Origin of the sequence: Azotobacter bryophylli (assembly GCF_042643485.1) — a bacterium.
Lineage (GTDB): Bacteria > Pseudomonadota > Gammaproteobacteria > Pseudomonadales > Pseudomonadaceae > Azotobacter > Azotobacter bryophylli.
This window is the reverse complement of sequence record NZ_JBHRSJ010000007.1, coordinates 121,166-142,574: the sequence shown is the minus strand read 5'-3', so window position 1 is coordinate 142,574 and position 21,409 is coordinate 121,166. Positions and strand designations below refer to the sequence as shown.

The following is a 21,409-nucleotide window of genomic DNA, read 5'->3' as shown; positions in this document are numbered from 1 at the left end:
CCTACACGCCCTCCCCCGCCATCCTGTTGTACCAATCCATGGCCAGTCCTACACCTTGCTACCACTGTGGTCTGCCGGTTCCCGCCGGTAGCCATTTCCACGCCCGCGTTTTGGGCGAGACACGTGCCATGTGCTGTCCTGGCTGCCAAGCGGTAGCCGAGGCCATTGTTGCCGGCGGCCTGGAGAGCTACTACAAGCATCGCAGCGAGAACGCCGCCAACCCCGAGTCCCTGCCCCAGGTGTTGAGCGACGAGCTTGCGCTATACGACCGCCGGGAAATCCAGAAGCCCTTCGTTGAGCACCAGGGCGAACTCGCCAGTACCTGCCTGCTGATAGAGGGAATCAGTTGCGCTGCCTGCGGCTGGCTGATAGAGAAACACCTGCGAAGCATGGACGGCATCGCCGAAGCCAACCTCAACCTGTCCAACCATCGCCTGCAGGTCCGCTGGAGCGACTCCCGTCTGCCACTCAGCGAACTGCTCAAATCTTTGCGTCAAATCGGTTATGTAGCGCACCCCTACCAGCCCGACCGCGCGGCCGAGCAATTGGCTCGCGAGAACCGTCGCGCCTTGAGACAACTGGGGGTGGCCGGACTACTGTGGATCCAGGTGATGATGGCCACCATGGCTACCTGGCCGGAGTTCAATCTGGACCTATCGGCAGGCATGGACAAGATCCTGCGCTGGGTCAGCTTTCTGCTTACGACCCCCATCGTTTTCTATTGCTGCTTCGACTTCTTCAAGGGCGCCTGGCGAGATTTACGCACACGCCATCTGACCATGGACGTTTCGGTCAGTCTTGCGGTCGGCGGGGCGTACTTCGCAGGGATCTGGTCGACCCTTACGGGCCAGGGTGAACTCTACTTCGATGCAGTCGGGATGTTCGCCCTGTTCCTCTTGGCCGGAAGATTCCTTGAGCGTCGGGCCCGAGAGCGAACCGCTGCAGCAACTGCACAACTTGTCAATCTGTTGCCGCCATCCTGCCTACGACTGAATGCTCAAGGGCACAGTGAACGCATCCTGCTCAGCGAGCTTAAGTTGAAAGACCACGTGCTGGTGCCGCCGGGCAGCCTGCTGCCAGCCGACGGCCGCATTCTGCAGGGCCGATCGAGCATCGACGAATCCTTGCTGACCGGGGAATACCTGCCTCAGCCCCGTGCCGTTGGCGATGCGGTAACCGCCGGCACGCTCAACGTAGAAGGCCCGTTGACCATAGAGGTCCAAGCACTAGGTGACGATACCCGGCTTTCGGCCATCGTTCGTCTACTGGAACGGGCTCAGGCCGATAAGCCCAAGTTGGCCGAGTTGGCCGACCGTGTAGCCCAGTGGTTTCTGGTCATCGTCCTCATTGCGGCAGCACTGGTAGGCATCGCTTGGTGGCAGATAGATGCGGGCCGTGCCTTCTGGGTCGTCCTGGCTCTGCTGGTCGCCACATGCCCCTGCGCTCTATCGCTGGCCACACCGACTGCGCTCACCGCAGCCACCGGCAGTCTGCACAAACTGGGACTGCTACTGACTCGCGGCCATGTCCTGGAAGGGCTGAATAATATCGACACGGTCATTTTCGATAAGACAGGCACTCTGACCGAAGGCCGCCTGACACTCACCGAAGTGCACCCGCTGCGTGATCTGGATAGCGATGCCTGCCTAGCGCTGGCCGCAGCCCTGGAAAACCGATCCGAGCACCCTATCGCATTGGCCTTCGGCCGCTCTCCTCACGCCGCTGAGAAGGTCGAGAACGTTCCGGGACAGGGGCTGGAAGGCTTCGTCGAAGAACGCAGACTACGCATCGGTCAGCCGGCTTTCGTCGCCGAACTTAGCGGCGGCCAGGCTCCTGCGATACCAGGGAACCGGGGCCAGTGGCTGCTGCTCGGAGACAGCCGGGGTCCGCTCGCTTGGCTGGTGCTTAATGATCGCCTGAGAGAGGACGCACGGACACTGATTGAGGCGTGCAGATCCCGTGGCTGGCGTACTCTGCTGCTGTCCGGGGACACTTCACCCATGGTCGGCGAGATCGCTGGTCAACTGGGTATCGACGAAGCGCGTGGAGGAATGGCGCCAGACGATAAGCTTGCCGTGCTCCAAGGACTGCACGAACAGGGCCACCGGGTCCTGATGCTCGGTGACGGCGTCAACGATGTACCTGTCCTGGCAGGTGCGGACATCAGCGTGGCGATGGGGTCTGCCACCGACCTGGCCAAAACCAGTGCCGATGCCGTGCTGCTGTCCAACCGCCTGGAAAGCCTCATACAAGCCTTCGGATTTGCCCGACGAACCCGGCGCGTCATCGTAGAGAATTTGACTTGGGCCACCTTGTACAATGGGTTGGTGCTGCCCTTCGCCGCTCTCGGCTGGATCACCCCGCTGTGGGCTGCCCTCGGCATGTCACTCAGCTCCCTGCTGGTGGTGCTCAATGCTCTGCGGCTGACCCGCATGCGAGCTTAGGGCCTGCTTATCACAGAGGGGCACACGCCCCCATCGAACAGGAGTCCCTGCCATGGCCGCGCTCTATGTAATGATCCCCGTCGCCGTGATTGTGGTCGGATTGGCCATCTGGCTGTACTTCTGGGCAGTCAACAATGGCCAGTACGACGACCTCGACAGCCCGGCACACAGCATACTCTTCGATGACGAAGATCCCGCGCACAAAGAGGGTATCCAGCAGGCCGAGGTAGACTCGAAGGGCGGGTCCCGGGATCGGGAGCCGCCGCGTGTCTGATCTTCTTCCTTTATTGGCCTCGGCACTGATCCTCGGCCTGCTCGGTGGTGGTCATTGCCTGGGCATGTGCGGTGGCCTCATGGGCGCACTGACGCTGGCCATCCCTCCACAGCGAAGAACCCAACGCCTTCGTCTGCTGCTGGCCTACAACCTAGGCAGGATACTCAGCTATGCCGCGGCGGGCTGGCTACTAGGACTGGGCGGATGGGCTGTCGCCAACAGTCCCGCGGCAACTGCGCTGCGTCTCCTCGCTGGATTGCTGCTGATCACCATGGGCCTGTATCTGGCTGGCTGGTGGAGCGGATTAACCCGCGTTGAAGCCCTCGGCCATGGTATCTGGCGTCATATTCAGCCGGTCGCCTCTCGCCTCCTGCCGGTCAGTAGCGGGCCACGAGCCCTATTGCTCGGTGCTCTATGGGGATGGCTACCCTGCGGTCTGGTTTACAGCACCCTGCTTTGGGCGGCGAGCCAAGGGGATGCCTGGCACAGCGCTCTGCTGATGTTCGTCTTCGGCCTCGGGACTTGGCCCGTACTCATTGCCACCGGCCTTGCGGCCGAGCGCCTGACAGCACTGCTCCGTCAAAGAAGCATCCGGATCGCCGGAGGCATGCTGGTCATCTTGTTTGGCCTCTGGACCCTTCCTGGGCCGCATCAGCACTGGTTGATGGGGCATTGACAACGCCAGGGATCGCCTCGGATGAGGGTCGACCTCCCGCTTGATACAGGTCAAGATGCCCCTGAAGCACCTTGAACTAGACTTCCGACACAGCTCGTCTCGGAAGCCCTTCATGCCTGCATTGATCGAATGGGATACCAGCCTGATCCGTCGCTACGATCAGGCCGGCCCCCGTTACACCTCTTACCCCACCGAGACGCAGTTCCACGAGGGCATAGGGGTATCCGAACTGCTCGCAGCCCTAGACGAGAGTCGCCAGGCCAGGCGCCCGCTATCGCTATATGTACACATCCCGTTCTGCGCCCACATCTGCTACTACTGTGCTTGCAACAAGGTCATCACCAAGGATCGGGGGCGCTCACTGCCGTATCTCGAGCGGCTGGAAAAAGAAATCGAGATAATTAGCCGTCATACCGGCCCACAGCAACGCGTCGAGCAGTTGCACCTTGGCGGAGGGACCCCTACTTTCCTAAGCCATAGCGAATTGCGCCGACTCATGGATTGCCTACGTCGGCATTTCAAACTCGCTCCCGGCGGAGACTTCAGTATCGAGATCGATCCCCGCGAAGCCGACTGGTCGACCATGGGGCTGCTTCGGGAGCTTGGGTTCAATCACATCAGCCTCGGTGTTCAAGATCTGGATCCCGAAGTCGAGCGCGCTGTGAACCGCCTGCAGAGCCTCGAAGAAACCCGTGCCATCGTCGAGGCCGCTCGCACCTTGGAATTCCGCTCGGTGAATATCGATCTGATCTATGGGCTGCCGAAACAAACGTCGGAAAGCTTTGCCCGTACCGTCGAGGAAATCATCGCGCTGCAACCCGATCGGCTATCGATATACAATTACGTTCACCTTCCGGAACGATTCAAGCCGCAACGAAGGATCAACGCTACCGATTTGCCCTCTCCCGCCGAAAAGCTGAGCATATTGCATAACAGCATCGAACAAGTGACTGCTGCGGGTTATCAATATGTGGGCATGAGTCACTTCGCCCTGCCCGACGATGAGCTCGCCATTGCCCAAGAAGAGGGCAGGCTAGAGCACAACTTCCAAGGCTATACCCCTCATGGCCACTGCGACCTGATCGGTCTAGGTGCTTCCGCCATCAGCCAGATCGGCGATCTCTACAGCCAGAACGCCAACGACATTGAGGCCTATCAAAATAGCCTCGAGGAGGGTCGGCTACCAACGACTCGTGGCCTTCGTTGCAACGAAGATGATCGGATACGCCGGACGGTCATCCAGCAGCTCATTTGCGACTTCCATCTGGACTTCACTTCAATCGAAAAGCAGTTCGATATTGTCTTTAGGGAATACTTCTCTGCGACTTGGCCTCAACTGCAAAGCATGGCCCGAGATAAACTCATCAACCTGACCTCAAAAGGTATTGATGTTCTTCCGGCCGGGCGCCTGTTAGTGCGGTCTGTGTGCACGCTCTTCGACCACTATCTGGAAGTACAGAACGGACAGCGCCTTTCCCGCATCATCTAAGCTAATTCCAGCATTTTTCCTTAACCGCACTGCCGTGAGACTGCGGCGTATCCCATCGAAGCTTTTGGCACGAGCCCGCGCCTAAGGTATCCTTGCCGAATTCGCTCCATCTGCAAGGAAAAAGCCTCCATGTCGGATAAAACCAAGGTGCGCCAGACACATCCACATCACACCCATTGTCAGGACTGCAGTCTTGCTGCCTTGTGCCTACCGATCTCGCTGAATTTCGAGGACATTGATGCACTAAATGAAATCGTCAAGCGGGGCAAGCCACTCAAGAAGGGCGAATATCTATATCGGCAGGGCGACGGATTCAGTTCGGTATTCGCGGTACGCTCAGGATCGCTGAAGACCTTCAGCGTCAGCGATAATGGCGAAGAGCAGATCACCGGCTTCCACCTGCCGAGCGAACTGGTGGGGCTTTCAGGAATGGACAGCAACAGTTGTCCAGTCTCGGCCCAGGCGCTGGAAACAACCTCGGTATGCGAAATCCCCTTCGAGCGTCTCGACGAACTGGCTCTCCAGTTACCGCAATTACGTCGCCAGTTGATGCGGGTCATGAGCCGCGAGATCCGCGACGATCAACAAATGATGTTGCTGTTGTCGAAGAAAACTGCAGACGAACGTATCGCCACCTTCTTGATCAATCTGTCCGCCCGTTTCCGCGCGCGCGGCTTCTCTGCCAACCAGTTCCGCCTGGCCATGTCGCGCAATGAGATTGGTAACTATCTAGGGCTAGCAGTGGAAACTGTCTCGCGCGTTTTCAGCCGCTTCCAGCAAAACGAGCTGATCGCCGCAGAGGGCAAGGAAGTGCACATCCTCAACTCCATCGAGCTATGCGCCCTGGCTGGCGGCCATCTAGAAGGCTGACAGCTCCGCTGCCTTACAAGAATCATCAGGGCGAATGCAATTCGCCCTGATGATTCTTTCCTGGTTCCCTCGTGCCTACAAACCACGCCCATAGAGAGGTCACCGTCAGGCTGCCTATCTAGCACACGTCGTCATGCAGCAAAAAGCGTAAGCCCATCCGATACCCGTGACATAGGCTCAACCACCGAGAAAACCAGCATCACCCGCTCCAGCGCCAATCGCGTCATGGCTCTCTAGTGCCTGCTTTTCAAATCGCGCCAGCACTTCGCCCTACGATGCCCTACCTGCCCCTACGAACCTGAAGAGCGACCTCACCCAAAGGCCTTGAAAGGGACTAGCCTCTACGGCGCAGAGATACCTGTGCCTTGAAGAGCAAAGAAGAAGGCCGACGTTCGGTATGGGTACCTATTTAACTTTATGGAGCCACCAGAGGCCTCCAAGTTACGCGGCCGGCGGAAACAGCTGCCTGCGGGGAATGCCAAGGGCCTGTTGCGTATGAACAAAGGAGCGAACGCTCAGAGTGCTATCGGCTTGCGTCCAGCCAAAGCATGAGTCAGCGTGCCACCATCGACCAACTCTAGCTCACCACCCAAGGGCACTCCATGAGCGATACGGGTAACGGTCAGGCACTTGGGGCCGAGGATCTGGGCAATGTAGTGGGCAGTGGCCTCGCCTTCCACCGTTGGGTTGGTAGCGATGATCACCTCCTCGAAAGCCCCATGCTCGATCCGCGTCAGGAGCTCGGGGATGCCGATCGCCTCGGGACCAAGGCCATCGAGAGGGGAAAGATGCCCCTTGAGCACGAAATAACGACCTCTAAAACCAGTCTGTTCAATCGCGAACACATCCAGCGGCCCCTCGACCACGCAGAGCAAACCATCCTCACGCCGTGGGTCAGCGCACTGCGGACACAACTCCTCTTCACTCAGCGCCCGGCATTCGCGACAGTAACCCACCCCCTCCATCGCCTGGCTCAACGCCTGAGCCAAGCGTAGACCACCGCTGCGGTCACGCTCGAGCAAATGCAGCGCCATACGCTGCGCGGTCTTCTGGCCCACACCTGGCAGGATTCGCAGGGCGTCGATGAGTTGGCGGATCAGCGGACTGAAGCTCATGGGGTAAACGGCCGCAAAGATATGGACGGCCTATATACCCGCGCTATCTGGCAGCGTCAAATCGGCGATTAAGAAGCCAGTACATCAACGCGGCTTTGGCACTGGGGGCAGGATTATGCTCGGTGATCAGATTGCGATCTCGCACTACATGAACACCTCGGCAGTCTTAAGCATGGCGCCCAATTTCCACAACATGCTCTCCAACAGGAAAGGCACCTCATCCTAAAGGCCGATGAGATACTCCTCGGAGTCGGTGATGACTGTCATACGCCCCCTCGACCAGCTGCAGGCCATTACAGCACTTCGGCCCTAAGAAGGCGACCGACCCGTGGCACATGGCCGCCAAGATCCTGTCCCTGGGCATTGAAATCCGCCAGCAGGCGCCCGTAGTGGATTGTCCTGCAGATCGAACATGGCGCCATACCCCGCCCGGCAAGAAAACGGTATTGAAGCTCTCGACCTGCACACGCTCGTCCAGCACAGTCAACTGCTCAAGCATCTGCACCGCCTCAGACCACTCGGGATGTTCGACGAGCTCATTGCCACTACGATGATCAAGGGGGGCACGTCCCCACGAGATCGCCCGTGAGCGCTTGTGGGAGGACCCAAGCGGCAGCGCCCGTTAGAAAGGCATCTTGAAACCGGCAGGTAAGCCCATGCCAGCCGTCATACCAGCCATTCTCTCCTGGTTGTTCTGCTCGATCTTGCGAACGGCATCATTGACGGCCGCTGCGATCAGATCTTCGAGAATCTCCTTGTCCTCCTGCATCAGACTGTCATCCAGAGTGACACGCTTGACGTCATGCCGACCAGTCATCACCACGGAGACCAAGCCGGCGCCGGATTGACCGGTGACTTCAGCGTTGGCCAATTCTTCCTGCATTTTTTGCATTTTTTCTTGCATTTGTTGAGCCTGCTTCATCAGGCCGGCCATACCACCTTTGAACATGGTAAATCACCTCAAGTATTCAGGGGTTCAATCGTTTCGTCGCGAATCACTGCGGCGAATTGCTGGATCATTTGCTGGACCAACGGGTCGTTGCGGATCGAAGCCTCGGCCTGGCGCTGCCTCTCCGCACGCCGACGGGCGGCGGCCTGGGCCGGGGTTTCCTGTTCCGGCTTGCACAACTCGATATCCAGCTTCAGTGTGCGGCCATGATACTGGTTCAAGGCCTCGTTCAAACGCCGCTGCTGCGTAGCATTGAACAGCGCACTGTGTGCCGGGTCCAGATGCAGCAGCCAGTGATCGCCCTCCACCCGGATCAGCGTGCAGTTTGCGGCAATGCTGGCGGTCATGCCACCCAGCCCGAGGCGCGGGAACAGATCCAGCCACTCGGCCGCCAGGCCAGTAGCGGGCATCGCCGCCAGCTCGGGCTCCACGGGGGCAGGCGCAGACTCTGTGGGAAGCTCATCGAGATAGGCGTAAGCCTCGATGTCAACATCATCGTCCACGTCATAATAGTCATCATCGCTGGGAGGAGGTATCGAGCCGACGTCTGTCCGCGCTGCCTCCTCGATGGCTGCCGAAGCAACCGGCTCGCCTTGCGCAGGCGACGCACCAGGAGTGATGCTTTGAGGCTCCGGCACTATGGGAACAACTTCCTCCATGACCTCGCCATCATGGTCTGCTCCAGACAAGGGGGCACCGGCAAGCATGGTGGACGACTCAGCAGCGGGAACCCCATCGACTTGGGTAGGCTCATCCCACGGTACATCGACCCCTTGCGTGACCGGAGTCTCTCTATGCGGGAGAGGAACGCTTGGCAGCGGAAGCCCATCTCCCACAACCATGGCCAGCCCCTCACCGAGCGTCATATCATCCGCGCCACCTTCGGCAACACTAGCCACAGCGCCTTGGGAATCAGCCGTGGCCTTGCCGATCCCCAGATCCTTTAGTGCTGTTCCCGGGGTTTTACCGACATCAGCCGGACGAAAAGCCAGCATGCGCAACAGCACCATCTCGAAACCGCTACGCGGATCCGGCGCCAATGGCAGATCGCGCCGGCCGATCAATCCCATCTGGTAATAGAACTGCACATCCTCGGCCGGCAGCACCCGAGCCAAAGACAGAACGCGCTCACGATCTCCCTGACCATTGTCCACTGCCTCGGGCAGCGCTTGCGCAATGGCCACCCGATGCAGAGCATTCAGCATTTCGGCCAAGACGCCACTCCAGTCAGGCCCCTGCTCGGCTAGTTGGCGTACAGCCTCGAGCATGGCCCGGGCATCCCCTTCCAGCAGGGCGTTCAGAACACCATAAACCTGGCCGTGATCGAGAGTGCCGAGCATGACGCGCACATCGGCGGCAAGCACCTTACCCTCGCCAAAGGCGATGGCCTGATCGGTGAGGCTCATGGCATCGCGCATCGAGCCGTCGGCCGCCCGCCCAAGCAGCCACAGCGCGTCTTCCTCGAAGGGGATCTTCTCCGCGGTCAGGACATGGGCCAGATGCTCCACCACCCGCTCCGGCGGCATGTTCTTCAGAGAGAATTGCAGGCAGCGGGAAAGGATGGTGACCGGCAACTTCTGCGGATCAGTGGTTGCCAACAGGAATTTGACGTGGGGTGGCGGCTCCTCCAGGGTCTTCAGCAACGCGTTGAACGAGTGGCTGGAGAGCATGTGCACTTCGTCGATCAGGTAAACCTTGAAGCGCCCGCGGGTCGGGGCGTACTGCACGTTGTCGAGCAGCTCGCGGGTATCCTCGACCTTGGTGCGGCTGGCAGCGTCCACTTCGATCAGATCGACGAAACGGCCCTCATCGATTTCCCGGCATACCGAGCATTGGCCACAGGGCGTCGAACTGATGCCCGTCTCGCAGTTCAGGCACTTGGCGATAATCCGTGCGATGGTGGTCTTGCCCACCCCGCGGGTGCCGGTAAACAGATAGGCATGGTGCAGACGCTGATTGTCGAGGGCGTTGATCAGCGCCTTGAGCACATGCGTCTGACCGACCATTTCGCGGAACGAACGCGGACGCCATTTTCGCGCAAGAACCTGATAACTCATCGATAACCGTCGCAGCAGAAAAGCGGGAAGGGGCAATCCTAGCGGAGCAGACCTCAAAATGCACTCAATGCCCCGAGAAAGGGCGTGAGACTTGGATTAGTGGGTCGGGTACCAAGAGCTGGCGGGGACGAAACAGGTTTGGGTCACGTCCTGTGCCACCAAGTGGACAGAAGCGTTTAAGGGGGAAGCGGGGGGATAAATGGAGGTAGCCCCACCAGCCACACCCCGGCACACGATTTCACCGCTACGGCTGCTCCCTTCCAGGCCTGACCGGGTTCACGGCTGATCGTTGCGGAGAGGCTTTGAGACCCCGCCATTCCTGAATTCTAGCGGTTTCTGTCCGTCACACGACTATTCATTGACGACTCCATTCTACAGCGAGCAACCAAGCCCGCAGCAGCCCTTGGATCACTCGTTCGGATCACTTTTGGACCACTTTTGGATCACCAGGCCACACCCCAACCGGCTATTTTTTGAGCAAAAATTTGAGGTGGTATCCATGGCGTTGCTATACCGCCCTCCCCCCGATACCTACCCTCCCCCGAGCGAAAATCAGGGCACCGCCCCTACCCCTCACTATCTAAGAAGGCTCCTACAGGACCCACCTTACAGGCACCAACTACATCAATAGACAACTTATTACTTCCTACTTAGCATGGGAGGCTTTTAACCAAGAGATGCTGTATGCGGAAGTTAAAAAGCCTCGTAGGACTCGCAGGGTGCATGGCCCTAATAGCTGTGGCCGGTTGCGCAAAGTCACTCAGCGTAGATGTTGTCTCCACCGAAACGCCCCGCAATGTGCGGCAGTTGGTTTTGGTTAATCACAATGACTTCTCGTCTGCGATCAGAAGGTCATTGATTAAGCAAGGATTCCAAGTCAAGGCAGCACCCTCTACCAAAGCGATCACAGAGAAAAGCCCGGGCCAGGACGTTACCTACAATGCCGCAGAGGCTAGGTATGGGGTGAGGCACGGGGGAAACATGAGCGCTAATAACCCCTGCTTCACGAACGGGAATGCAACTCACTTTACAGAGTACGAGTTCGAGCTAATCGACCTTCAAACTAATGAGACAGTCCTTTTTGTCTCAAAGGGTGGGTGGACTGAATGGTGCACTGGGGCACCTACGACTCAGACAACTGACCTATTCGGCGATCTGTCTCAAGAGCTGGCATCGATTATCCGGTGAACCCTAGCTCAGAGGGTACACCTTGTGAGCCAAGCGAAGCGCCTCTGGTGGTAGACGAAGCAGTGCGGCCTTCACCTGGATCAGAACTGTTGATTTCCACCGATCCATCAAATAGCATCTTGAGCTAGCTTTGTGATCCACCATGCACTCAAGGAGCTACCGGCCATGACCGCCACCATCGCCTACGTCCGAGTCAGCACCGACGACCAGACCACCGAGGCCCAGCGCCACGCCATCAGCCAACGTTTCAACGTGAGCGAGTGGTTCTCCGATGAAGCCACCAGCGGGGCCACGAAGGCGCTACAACGGGAGGGCTTTAAGGCACTCCATACCTACGCCAGGAAGGGAGACACAGTTGTCGTGGCGGCCATCGACCGCCTGGGCAGAGATACCATCGACGTTCTGGAGACAGTGGAAGCCCTGAAGGCCAAGGGCGTGACCGTGGTATCGATGCGCGAAGGCTTCGACCTATCCAGCTCAGTCGGCAAAGCCATGCTCACCATGCTGGCTGCAGTGGCAGAACTGGAGAGGGCTAACATCAAGGCTCGTCAGATGGCTGGGATCGAGCGAGCAAGGGCGCAAGGGAAGAAGCTGGGCGCACCGAAGGTGATTGATGATGAGGCCGTGGCTATCTGGAGAAAGGAGAACGAGGCCAGCATCGCGGATACGGCCAAGCACTGGGGGATCTCGACGGCGGCAGTGAAGCGGGCTTGTAGGGTGCTGCGAGTGCCCGAAGCGGAAGCCCAATAAACGAGGTGCTGTGAGTGGGGGTGCATTATTTTTTACTCCCCCCACAACAGCTATCGCATTGCCGAGTACACGCTCTCGCCAGCCCCGTAGTAGTTTGTGAAGATGTGATGGAAGGCCATCTCGCACCTCTCGTTGTAGATGTCCTCGTCGTAGCTCTCCGGTAAGCCACGGTCGAGCACGATCTCCATGGTACGACGCACATCGCTTCGCGCCTTGTCCTTCTTCCTCCAATCGAGCACCAGCTTCTTGGCCTTCAAGGTCTCCAGCAGCTCCTTGCAGACCTTCTTGACCTGCTTTTTTTCATCCTCGGTCAGTTCAGGCACCGGCTGGGTCAGGATATCGAACAAAGCCAGCTCCTCCTCGGAGAGCTTCTCTCGCATGGCCCGCTGGTCTTCCTCTTGAAGCTGCCCAGTGAAAGCCATCAGCTCCTTGAAGAAAGCCTCGATATTCATGCTGCCGGAGTTGTACGCATCGATCAGCTTCTGGAACTTCTCCATGAAGTTCTTCCGAGTCGGGTTCTCCGTCATCATGGTTTCCAGCTTCATGTTCAGGAGCGCCCTGAGCTTCTCTGCTTCCGTTCGCTTGCGTCCTTGGCTGAACTTCTCCTTGAGCTTCTCGAAGTCGATCTCGCTCAGGTCGTGCAGGGGCTGATCATCCTCTTCCTTGATAACGTAAGGGATCGGAGCAACCGAGCGATCCAGCAACTCCTCAACCTGTTGCATCACCTCGGAGATGTCGACTGGAGGCTCCAGTGCCTTGATCTTCTGGGCGATGACAGAGATCAGCACAGCATCTGGAGCGAGATCGTTTGCATCTGGATCGGGCAGGATGGCGCGGTAGACCCGCGAGATCACCCGAGCCTGAGCAAGGAAGTTGTTCTTGATCTCCTCGGTAGCGATGAGCTGCTCGACCGCATCGTCCAGCAGGGCCACCTTGTCGAAGCCCTGAGCTTCTTTGATGACCTGGGCATTCACACCATGCTCGGATAGGAAGACAATGCCGCGGGCGATCAGGTGCTTCAGGTACTCAACCAACTCGGCCTTGTTCTTGATCGGCCCACTTTCGCCACCAGCGCCAGAGGAAGCACCTCCATAGATGGCCAGAGCCTCCTGCAGCTTACGGAAGACCCCAACATAGTCGACGATCAGCCCCGCCTCCTTGCCCGGATACTTCCGGTTGGCCCGAGCAATGGTCTGCATCAGGGTGTGGTTCTTCATCGGCTTGTCGAGGTAGATGGTCGAGCACGACGGCACATCGAAGCCGGTGATCCACATGGCGCACACGAAGACCAACCGTAGGGGATCCTTGGAGTCCTTGAACTTCTCGCCCAGGTTCTCCTCGTTCATCCGCTTGCGGTGGGGAAGGATGTCCAGCCCCTTGTCGGCCAGTTCCTTCACCTCGTTCTGACCCTGAGAGACAACCACAGCCATATCCGTGGATGTCATCACCTGGATCTTGTGGCGCAGCTCTTCCTGATGCTCTTTAGGTGCCTTCGCCAGTTCGGCCTTCAGCTCGGCCAGGTACGACTGCCAGTACGCCTGAACCTTGTTGTACATCCGCACGGCGGTGGCCTTGTCGATGCACACCAGCATGGCCTTACCCTGATACCCACGCCCGATGAAGTGGCTCACCAGATCCTTGGCGATGGCCTCCAGTCGATCCTCGCGGGTGATCAGGTGGTACTCCCGAGCGAAGACCTGCTCGACCTTGCGCTCCTGATCCTCATCCAGTTCGGCCTCCTCAAGGAGCCGCTCCATGTCCTCGTTCAGATCCTCGTTGATGAGCTGCATCTCAGGGATCCGGTTCTCGTAGTACAGAGGAACCGTGGCACCGTCCGCGATGGACTGGCCGAAGTCGTAGACGGAGATGTAGTCACCGAAGACCTCCTTGGTCTTCTCCTCGCCAGCCATCAGCGGCGTCCCGGTGAAGCCCAGGAAGGCGGCGTTGGGCAGTGCCGTCCTCATGTTCATGGCCAGGGTGTCGTACTGGGAGCGGTGGGCCTCGTCGGTGATGACGATGATGTCCTGCCGGTCTGAGAGCTTGGGGTAGATCTCGCCTTTCTTGGTACCGAACTTCTGGATCAGGGTGAAGACGTAGCGGTGATCCTCGCTCAGCAACTGCTTGAGGTGGGCGCCGCTGGCAGCGTGAGCTTCGACCTCGCCCACAGCTCCGGTGGCGGCGAAGGTCTTGTAGATCTGATCATCCAGCTCGTTGCGGTCGGTGACGATCACGAACGTCCAGTTGCCGGGGATCTTGCGAAGGATCTTCTGGGCGAAGAAGACCATCGACAGCGACTTGCCTGAACCCTGGGTGTGCCAGAAGACCCCCAAGCGTCCTGCCTGATCCTTGGGGCGATCCTTGGTTCGCCAGACTTCAGCGATGGCTTTGTTGACCCCGAGGTACTGGTGGTTCTTGGCGATCTTCTTGACGATGCCACCGGTAACCTCCTCGAAAACCGTGAAGTTCTCGACGATGTCCAGCAGTCTTGCAGGTTCTCCAATGCCCCGGATGGCTGTCTCCAGCGAGACGACGCCTTTCTCACCCTCGTCGTTGATCCGCTTCCACTCGAACAAGTGCTCCCACGGGGAGAAGGTACTGCCCACCACCGTGGCAGACCCGTTGGAGAGCATCAGCGCCCCGTTGTAGGTGAAGAGCTGAGGGATGACGGTTCGGTAGTCCGTGAGATTATCGTCGTAGGCAGCTTTCAGGGTCTTGTGAGTGGCCTTCAGCTCGACGAACAGCAGCGGGATGCCGTTGATGAACCCCAGCAGATCAGTGCGTCGAGTGTGGTATTGCCCCTTCACCCAGAACTGGGAAGCAAGGAAGAAGTCGTTGGCGGCCGGTGTCTTCCAGTCGATCACCGTCACGACCTTCAGCGTGCTACCTCCATGCTCATCGGCCACCCTCACCGTTACGCCATCCTTCAGCAGTCGGTAGACCTCTTGGTTGGCGTTCACCGGCAGGAGCTTGGAGCGATCACGGGTCAGCTCTTCGATGACTTGATCGAATGCTTCTTTTGGCAGGTCAGGGTTCAGATTGCCAAGGGCGGTTCGCAGCCGATCCACCAGCACCACATCCTGCTGGGTTTGTCGTCCTTCCTTGGAGCTGTTGCCTGTCCACTCGTTATAGAGATTCCCCGTTTCCCAGCCGAGGGAGCCGAACAGTGCGATAGCTGGCTGTTCGATCAGGGCGTCCTCGGAGTATCCGTGCGAGTGGGACTGTGACAGGTTCATGCGCCTCAAACTCCTTTTAGTTGGGCATGGGGACTTCGGATACGTCGATCTCGCCGGAGATCAGCTTGGGTAAGAGGAGGTCTCGTTGCTTTCGGAGATTGTTATTTTTTCTTTGCAAGGAAAATATCAGATGATAAATAGGCTCAGCCAATCTGCCGAACCTGGCAGTCAACTGCTCTTCGGCGACAATAATCTTCTTAGAAGTGAATTGCGGCCAGTGGCCCTTGTAATCATTTAACTCAACAACCCCATAAGTCGCATTGTGAAGCCAGTAGATATCCCTCTTGTACTTATCGCTACTTTTGAATGGGAGTACATTCTGGATGGTGGAGAAAGGATGTAAAATTATCTTTTGATAGCAGGTGTGGTTGGAAAAAACGATTACTGGATCGCTTAGAGACGCCCAGACCCCAGGCTCATCACTGTGATAGCCGATAACCCCCTGCTTACCTTGATCCAGTACAGGGATGCTACCGCTAACGGATACAGTTCGCTGACAATATTTCGGCCCAGTTGAGATGCGTCCCACAGCATCGCCTACTGTAGCTATTTCCCACGTCGCAGGAATCAACCCAAGCTCGCTTTCCTTGAGCTCCACCTCCTCATGCCCCGGAAAGCGAAACTGGACGAACCACTCCTCGTACAAACGCCGAGCCTTTTCTTCAAGAATCTCGATGCGGCGCGTATTGTTCTCGATGAAGTCGTCGTAGACGGATAGGATCGAAGCTATTTTTAATTGGGTCTCAATTGGTGGAACAGAAACAGAGATTCCACAAAAGGATGACTTGTTGATGATTGGTGTTGCGGCTCCGCCCGCCAGAGCCTTAACCTCATCCGCTATGCCTAGCATCAAGTAATAAACAAACTCTGGAGAATATCTTTCGCAATTAACAATTATGCTGTTTATTTGTTGGTTTGTGAAGCTTTCTGTGTAGGTCAGGCAGACCTTGCCTATCGTTGCTCCGATGCAGACGAATGCGACTGACTTAGGTGGAAGCTTGATTCGGCCTAGAGCCGAAGATCCTATATTAGAGATTGATCTTTCTGTAGATACACGCCGCAGACCAAAACTCATATCGCTAGGAGTGATGAATGGGTACTCACCACCAAACATTTCTGGATTGCTAGATGGCGGGGTTCTTCCTGTGACGATTTGCCCAAGGTCTTGAATGGTGACATTGTGCCAATTCTGTAGCCTTGTTTGACTCATACTGCCCCCCCTAGAAGGCGGGCAATGTTGCTTCCAACAGTCTCTTCTAGCTCTCGAGCCTCAGCATTCAGAACCTCTAGCTCCTCGGCCAGCTCTTCCAGTCGCTCCGTGAAGTCCACATCCTCGGCCTCCCTCGCAGCGGCTCCTACATACCGTCCAGGGTTCAGCGACCAGCCCTGCGCCTTGACCTCTTCCCGAGTGGCAACCTTGCACAGCCCTGGCACATCCACATAGCCATCGCCCAGCCCCTTCTCGGCCAGCAGGTCGCCACTGCCTTGCTCCAGCTCCGGTGCTTGACCACGGTATAGCCGCACGATGTTGGCGAGGAACTCGATCTGCTCAGGTAGCCAGTCGCGGTGCGCCCGGTCGATCTGCCGATAGATGTGGCGAGCGTCGATGAACAGCACCTTTTCGGCCTTCTCTTCATCACGCTCCTTGGCTCGGTCGAAGAACCACAGGGTGCAGGGCAAGGTCACGGTATAGAAGAAGTTCGAGCCTACCGAGACGATCACATCGACAGCGCCGGTCTCGATGAGCTTCTGGCGGATCACCTGCTCGCTGCCTCGGGCATCACCCGCCGAGTTCGCCATGACGAAGCCGGCCCGCCCGGTCTTGTTCAGCGATGCGTAGAAGAGCTGGATCCAGAGATAGTTGGCGTTGTCGGTCTTCGGTGGACCAAAGGGGAACCGGAGATCACCCTCCAGGCGCTCCTTGTCGACGCCCGACATGTTGAACGGAGGGTTGGCCATCACGAAGTCGAAGCGTCCACCTTCACGTGTAACGGCTTCGTGAGGGTCTTCGTAGTAAGTGTTCGCCACGCGCACATCACCGGAGAGGCCATGCACCGCGAGGTTCATCTTGTTCAGGTTGACGGTGACCTGCTCTTTCTCGGTGCCGAATACCGAGATCTCCTCCATCGCCGTCTTGTGGTGCCGCTTCACGAAGTCAGCCGAGTGGGTGAACATGCCGCCGGAGCCGCAAGCCGGGTCGAAGATCCGCCCGTGGTAGGGCTCGATGATCTCGACGATCAGCTTCACGATGGACTCGGGGGTATAGAAGACGCCGCCTTTCTGGCCCTCCTTGAGCGCGAAGTTGCCCAGGAAGTACTCGTAGACCTTGCCGAAGGCATCGCCAGTCAGATCGACGGGGCCAAGCAGCCTGATCAGCTCCAACAGCACCCTGTTGCCCAACTGGACGTAGTTGCGAGGCAGCGCCCCTTTGAGGTCGACGTTCTCTTCCTCAACGGCCTTCATTGCATCGTTGATGGCCAAGCCAATGACGTCACCCTCGGTGAGGGTCTGCAGGTAGGAGAAGCGGGCGTTCTCGGGCAGGAAGATCACGCCTTCCGCGAGGTAGTCATCCTTGCTGACCTTGCGGCGACCGCCAGAACCAATCGGCCCCAGCTTCTCTTCAGCGGCAGCGTAGATCTTCTCGGCGTATCGCAGGAAGATCAGCCCCAGGACGGGAACCGAGAACTCTGCGGGCCTCAGGCCTGTGTTGGCCCATAACTGGTCGGCTACAGCCCACAAGCGCTTCTCTACTTCTCCGCTAACCAAGGTACTTCTCCAAGCAGTGCCAAACAAATCCGTACAGCTTACTACACGGAGCGGCCAATTGATGGCATCAGGTAAAGCAGGAGGGCTCAAGCTTCGGCACTTGGCGCTGGGGGACAGGGTGAAGGAAGAGCCAATCGGTGAGAGGCTGCTGGAGAAGCTCCTGAGCACCTGATCGGTGGGGCTGATAGCTGGTGCTGGATATCTGCCCCCGGTGGTTGAAGCCGATGGTAGGCCTCTAATCTCGACAAGATTCACGCCAACTCTGGGGTGGCCAATTAGGGCGCACCACTAGAAGGAAAGACGTCTCGGCATGGAAGAATCTTCGCACCAGCATCCACACTTGGCGATGGGGAACCTGCCGAAGCTGGCTTTCAGTCAATCTGCAAGATCGCTGCACGTTCGCCGAAGATCCAATTTTGTCACACTTATGGAGGACAAGGCGCTTCAACCAGGAAAGGATCTTCGTATCGGCATCCAGGCTGGGCGGTGACCGAGTCCAAGAGACGATCCTCCATCTCTGACACAACTGACCGAGAGCCTCCCTGCTCTTCTCATCCTCGGTCATGTGTCGGGAATGATGATGGTGGTATGTCAGATTCCATATCCACCACCCATCCCTTCTCCTCAGACCAACCCCAAGCCCATCTTCAAGCAACACCCCGCAGCCTCCCTTGCTGCTTCAACTCAAACCCAGCCCGTTTTGTCCAGCCGTTCGAGCCGTCCATGCTTTCCCTTGTAGGTGGGAGCTGGTGGTGTGGACGGAAGGGACTCTGACGGCTGAACAAAAAGGAATGCCTACACCATGAGATTACATATTGCGACCGAAATTCTTCTTGAGCTGATCCCGTTCCACTCGCAACTGGAGGCAGCCTGAACATGCGACTGATCGAGCTCTTCTTCATCATCGCAGTGACCCTCTGGCTCTTCATGCCACTGGTCTACTTCCTGCTCGTCCCGTTCACCCTGAACGTGAAGCTCATTGCTCGGAACAAGGCGTCTCGCGGAGGCAATGAGCGGCAGGGTCGTAGCCAGTTGCGAGCCAGTTTGGATTAGGGCGCTCTTATGGGTAACAAAGCACTGAAACCTGGGGTTGCAGAGTGACTACCAATTCCCTCTGACCTCTTTTTCTACCATCCAGAGTTGCAAAGACAGCACCGCCTGTTGTTCTCCAAGATTGGCCACGTCTCATCTTTGAGACTGAAATCTGCCTCTAGCCCAGTAAATCCGGGGCTAGTAACTGCCCTTCTATGTAAGGAAAGGAGCTTCTTGCGCCTTCCTGCCCCCCCCCTGATCCACCCATTACCACCACAGAACTACCCAGGAGAATGTCGCCATGATTCTCTCGTCCATCCATTCGCCATCAGAAAAAGTTGAGTTGCCGCTATGCATTCCCGTGCGGACACAGGACGGACTCTTCGCCATCGCCCCTGAAACAGGGTGTGTCATTGATCAGCAGGTAACGACAGGTGCGCTCTCACAGCGTCACATCAAGGCACAGGTTGGGATCGATACGCGCTACCCCGCCGAAGCAAGAAACCCTGAAGAGCTGTGTGAGGCATTATCCGTTCATGACCCGCATCTTGCTGATCTCCACGTTGAGTACGATCGGCTTCTTGGGCTTCTCGATACCGGGCACTCTGTCCTGGCGGTCAAGGTCTTCCGCTTCATCTGCGAGCGGCTCGACGGGTGGAACTACTGGTTCGGTCGAGTAGCTGACCTGCTGACAGAGTTCGATGGCTGCGGTCGAGCGAGCGTCTATCGGGCTTGGTCTTCGCTTCAGCCAATGCTGGTTAGAGCTGAGCCCATCCGCAACTTGGGAACGCTCCAGGTGCGAGTCAACCCTTGGTACGCATGGCGAGGTGCTCGATACCTCCGGACTCCAGCAATCAGTAACTGGTATGCAGCAGTCGCTGTGCAGTTGTCGTCGATTGAGCAAGAAGTGAAGGAGGGCTGATCGATGAAGTACGAGCAGTTGAAACCGGGGGATTCAACCGGCAAAACCAAGCAGCGCATCTCCGACGACGTGCGCCAGCGGGTACTCGATCTGCGCCGGAGTCACTCCCTGCGAGAGGTTGCTGCAATGACCGGACTGTCACTTGGAACCGTGAAGACCTTAGTTTCACGATCAGGGAGGTTCCGCGACAACGCCAAGCACCGAGAGTTGTTCAGCTTGCCGCCAATCCGTGAGAGCGAGGAAACGTTGCCGAGCGTACCGGAGTTGCCGCCTCAGGAGGACATCACTGGCGATAGGGAAGTTGACGCAGTTCTGTGGCTGCATCAGGTGATCAACACTGGCAATGCCGCATTGATTGAGCGGGCGATGGAAGGCGCCAGGAAGATTAAGACACCCCTGACAGTCTTGCAGCAGCGTTATAAGCAGTACTTGATTGATACATACCCTGACAACCCGTTGGCTGCTTTTGGGGCGTATGGGTTCTCTGATTTGGAGGGTCTTGCAATCGCAGCAATCGAGCGTCAACGACTGCAAGTCGAGGCTATTGCTCGATTCGGGGACAGGCTCATGAGTGATACGCCCGCTGAAGCATTCTGTGTCGAAGTGTTGGCTGGGCTGGAGTTCTCAGAGGCTTACCTCCCATTCGATGAGGCTTCCGTGGCTGAGCGTTTCAAGGCTCACCCTGAGCTGATACCTCAGACTCTGGCCGACTGCCTACACGAACTGAAGTATTGGAAGCACCTTCATAGGCTTAGGAGCGCATCGTGCAAGGAATATTGCCAGCCGCTTGAGGAGGTGACTTCGCGTGACTGGTTCGTGTTCGGTCTACTGGCTGAAATCCGCCCACGAGGCACTGAAGAGGCCAAGGCTGTCCTCCGCTACCTGCTTGAGTGCGGACGGCGTGATGTGATCGGGGCTGATGCAATCCTCGAAAACATCATCAGGTAACCCGACCGACTCTCACGTCTTTTCGGCACATCGCCAGACTCGCCTCTGGCTTCCTTTCCCCTGCAGTTTCGCCACTGCACTTCAACTACCACCAGCCCGTTTAGTCCTGCCGCTTGTGTCCGTCTGCGCTGCCCTCTGTGGTGGGCGCTGGTGGGCGTAGGCGGTGGCGACCACAGGCGGCAGAACTAAGAGGAACACCACATCCATGCAACACCAACGCACCATCCAGATTTTCACCGATGGCGCTTGTCCCAACAACGGCCAACCCCAAGCGCGTGGAGGCTGGGCAGTCATCCTGCAGAACCCCGAGGGACGCACGAAGGAGATCGCCGGGCCGCTCGAAGGCGACCAGCAGACCAACAACCGGGCCGAGCTGACGGCGGTCATCAAGGGGCTGCAAGCCCTGAAGACCCCTGGTTCGACAGTGGAGGTCGTGACTGACAGCACCTACGTCAAGAACGGATGCACCTCCTGGCTGGCCAACTGGAAACGGAATGGCTGGCGCACCGCTGATCGCAAGCCGGTGGCCAATGCCGACCTCTGGCAGCTCCTCGATCAGCTACTGGCTGAGCACAAGGTTCACTTCCAGTGGGTGCGTGGCCATAGCGGTCATCCCGAGAACGAGCGAGCTGATGCCCTGGCTCAACGAGCAGCTCTGGGTGAGCGCATCGAGCGGTATGGTCACTGACCTGCCGC

General features: G+C 57.9%; 16 protein-coding genes and 1 other RNA gene. 10 read left to right on the top strand and 7 right to left on the bottom strand.

What is annotated here, in order from left to right:
• Positions 1 to 38: 38 nt before the first annotated feature.
• The 5 genes from ACFOJE_RS04690 (at position 39) to fnr (ending at position 5,753) form a co-directional block, all read left to right on the top strand.
• Entirely contained in the window at positions 39 to 2,444 is a 2,406-nt protein-coding gene (locus tag ACFOJE_RS04690) for a heavy metal translocating P-type ATPase (RefSeq protein ID WP_377813187.1), read from the top strand.
• 52 nt (positions 2,445 to 2,496) lie between these two features.
• Entirely contained in the window at positions 2,497 to 2,718 is a 222-nt protein-coding gene (gene ccoS, locus ACFOJE_RS04685) for a cbb3-type cytochrome oxidase assembly protein CcoS (RefSeq protein WP_377813108.1), read from the top strand.
• The gene (locus ACFOJE_RS04680) at positions 2,711 to 3,394 is read left to right on the top strand and encodes a sulfite exporter TauE/SafE family protein (protein ID WP_377813107.1); all 684 of its coding nucleotides are present in this window, start codon (positions 2,711 to 2,713) and stop codon (positions 3,392 to 3,394) included. The genes ccoS and ACFOJE_RS04680 overlap by 8 nt, the downstream gene beginning before the upstream one ends.
• A 112-nt stretch (positions 3,395 to 3,506) precedes the next feature.
• The gene (gene hemN / locus ACFOJE_RS04675) at positions 3,507 to 4,883 is read left to right on the top strand and encodes an oxygen-independent coproporphyrinogen III oxidase (protein WP_377813106.1); all 1,377 of its coding nucleotides are present in this window, start codon (positions 3,507 to 3,509) and stop codon (positions 4,881 to 4,883) included.
• Positions 4,884 to 5,012: 129 nt separating this feature from the next.
• Positions 5,013 to 5,753 carry a fumarate/nitrate reduction transcriptional regulator Fnr gene (gene fnr / locus ACFOJE_RS04670; protein ID WP_377813105.1) on the top strand — a complete coding sequence of 247 codons (741 nt, stop codon included), beginning with the start codon at positions 5,013 to 5,015 and terminating at the stop codon, positions 5,751 to 5,753.
• A 515-nt stretch (positions 5,754 to 6,268) separates the two neighbouring features.
• On the opposite strand, the gene recR is transcribed toward fnr, so the two are convergent.
• The 4 genes from recR to ffs all read right to left on the bottom strand — a co-directional run bounded on the left by recR (position 6,269) and on the right by ffs (position 10,180).
• Entirely contained in the window at positions 6,269 to 6,868 is a 600-nt protein-coding gene (recR, locus tag ACFOJE_RS04665; RefSeq protein ID WP_377813104.1) for a recombination mediator RecR, read from the bottom strand.
• A gap of 622 nt (positions 6,869 to 7,490) precedes the next feature.
• The gene (locus ACFOJE_RS04660) at positions 7,491 to 7,817 is read right to left on the bottom strand and encodes a YbaB/EbfC family nucleoid-associated protein (RefSeq protein ID WP_377813103.1); all 327 of its coding nucleotides are present in this window, start codon (positions 7,815 to 7,817) and stop codon (positions 7,491 to 7,493) included.
• Positions 7,818 to 7,828: 11 nt separating this feature from the next.
• The gene (dnaX, locus tag ACFOJE_RS04655; protein WP_377813102.1) at positions 7,829 to 9,874 is read right to left on the bottom strand and encodes a DNA polymerase III subunit gamma/tau; all 2,046 of its coding nucleotides are present in this window, start codon (positions 9,872 to 9,874) and stop codon (positions 7,829 to 7,831) included.
• Between the two features lie 209 nt (positions 9,875 to 10,083).
• Positions 10,084 to 10,180, bottom strand: an RNA gene (ffs, locus tag ACFOJE_RS04650) — signal recognition particle sRNA small type.
• Positions 10,181 to 11,227: 1,047 nt separating this feature from the next.
• Here ffs and ACFOJE_RS04645 point away from each other — a divergent pair.
• Positions 11,228 to 11,812: a recombinase family protein gene (locus ACFOJE_RS04645; protein ID WP_377813101.1), complete on the top strand. Its 585-nt coding sequence runs from the start codon at positions 11,228 to 11,230 to the stop codon at positions 11,810 to 11,812.
• A 50-nt stretch (positions 11,813 to 11,862) separates the two neighbouring features.
• Here the strand turns inward: ACFOJE_RS04645 and ACFOJE_RS04640 are convergent, their stop codons facing one another.
• The 3 genes from ACFOJE_RS04640 to ACFOJE_RS04630 are packed head-to-tail and all read right to left on the bottom strand — an operon-like array spanning position 11,863 to position 17,784.
• The gene (locus ACFOJE_RS04640; protein WP_377813100.1) at positions 11,863 to 15,045 is read right to left on the bottom strand and encodes a type I restriction endonuclease subunit R; all 3,183 of its coding nucleotides are present in this window, start codon (positions 15,043 to 15,045) and stop codon (positions 11,863 to 11,865) included.
• A 16-nt stretch (positions 15,046 to 15,061) separates the two neighbouring features.
• Entirely contained in the window at positions 15,062 to 16,255 is a 1,194-nt protein-coding gene (locus ACFOJE_RS04635; protein ID WP_377813099.1) for a restriction endonuclease subunit S, read from the bottom strand.
• Entirely contained in the window at positions 16,252 to 17,784 is a 1,533-nt protein-coding gene (locus ACFOJE_RS04630) for a type I restriction-modification system subunit M (protein WP_377813098.1), read from the bottom strand. The genes ACFOJE_RS04635 and ACFOJE_RS04630 overlap by 4 nt, the downstream gene beginning before the upstream one ends.
• A 903-nt stretch (positions 17,785 to 18,687) precedes the next feature.
• Here ACFOJE_RS04630 and ACFOJE_RS04625 point away from each other — a divergent pair.
• The 4 genes from ACFOJE_RS04625 (at position 18,688) to rnhA (ending at position 21,401) form a co-directional block, all read left to right on the top strand.
• Positions 18,688 to 18,864 carry a hypothetical protein gene (locus ACFOJE_RS04625; protein WP_377813097.1) on the top strand — a complete coding sequence of 59 codons (177 nt, stop codon included), beginning with the start codon at positions 18,688 to 18,690 and terminating at the stop codon, positions 18,862 to 18,864.
• A gap of 280 nt (positions 18,865 to 19,144) precedes the next feature.
• Positions 19,145 to 19,765, top strand: coding sequence for a hypothetical protein (locus ACFOJE_RS04620; protein WP_377813096.1), 621 nt, complete (start codon positions 19,145 to 19,147; stop codon positions 19,763 to 19,765).
• 3 nt (positions 19,766 to 19,768) lie between these two features.
• Positions 19,769 to 20,713: a hypothetical protein gene (locus ACFOJE_RS04615; protein WP_377813095.1), complete on the top strand. Its 945-nt coding sequence runs from the start codon at positions 19,769 to 19,771 to the stop codon at positions 20,711 to 20,713.
• Positions 20,714 to 20,918: 205 nt separating this feature from the next.
• Entirely contained in the window at positions 20,919 to 21,401 is a 483-nt protein-coding gene (gene rnhA, locus ACFOJE_RS04610; RefSeq protein ID WP_377813094.1) for a ribonuclease HI, read from the top strand.
• The last annotated feature ends 8 nt before the right edge of the window (positions 21,402 to 21,409 follow it).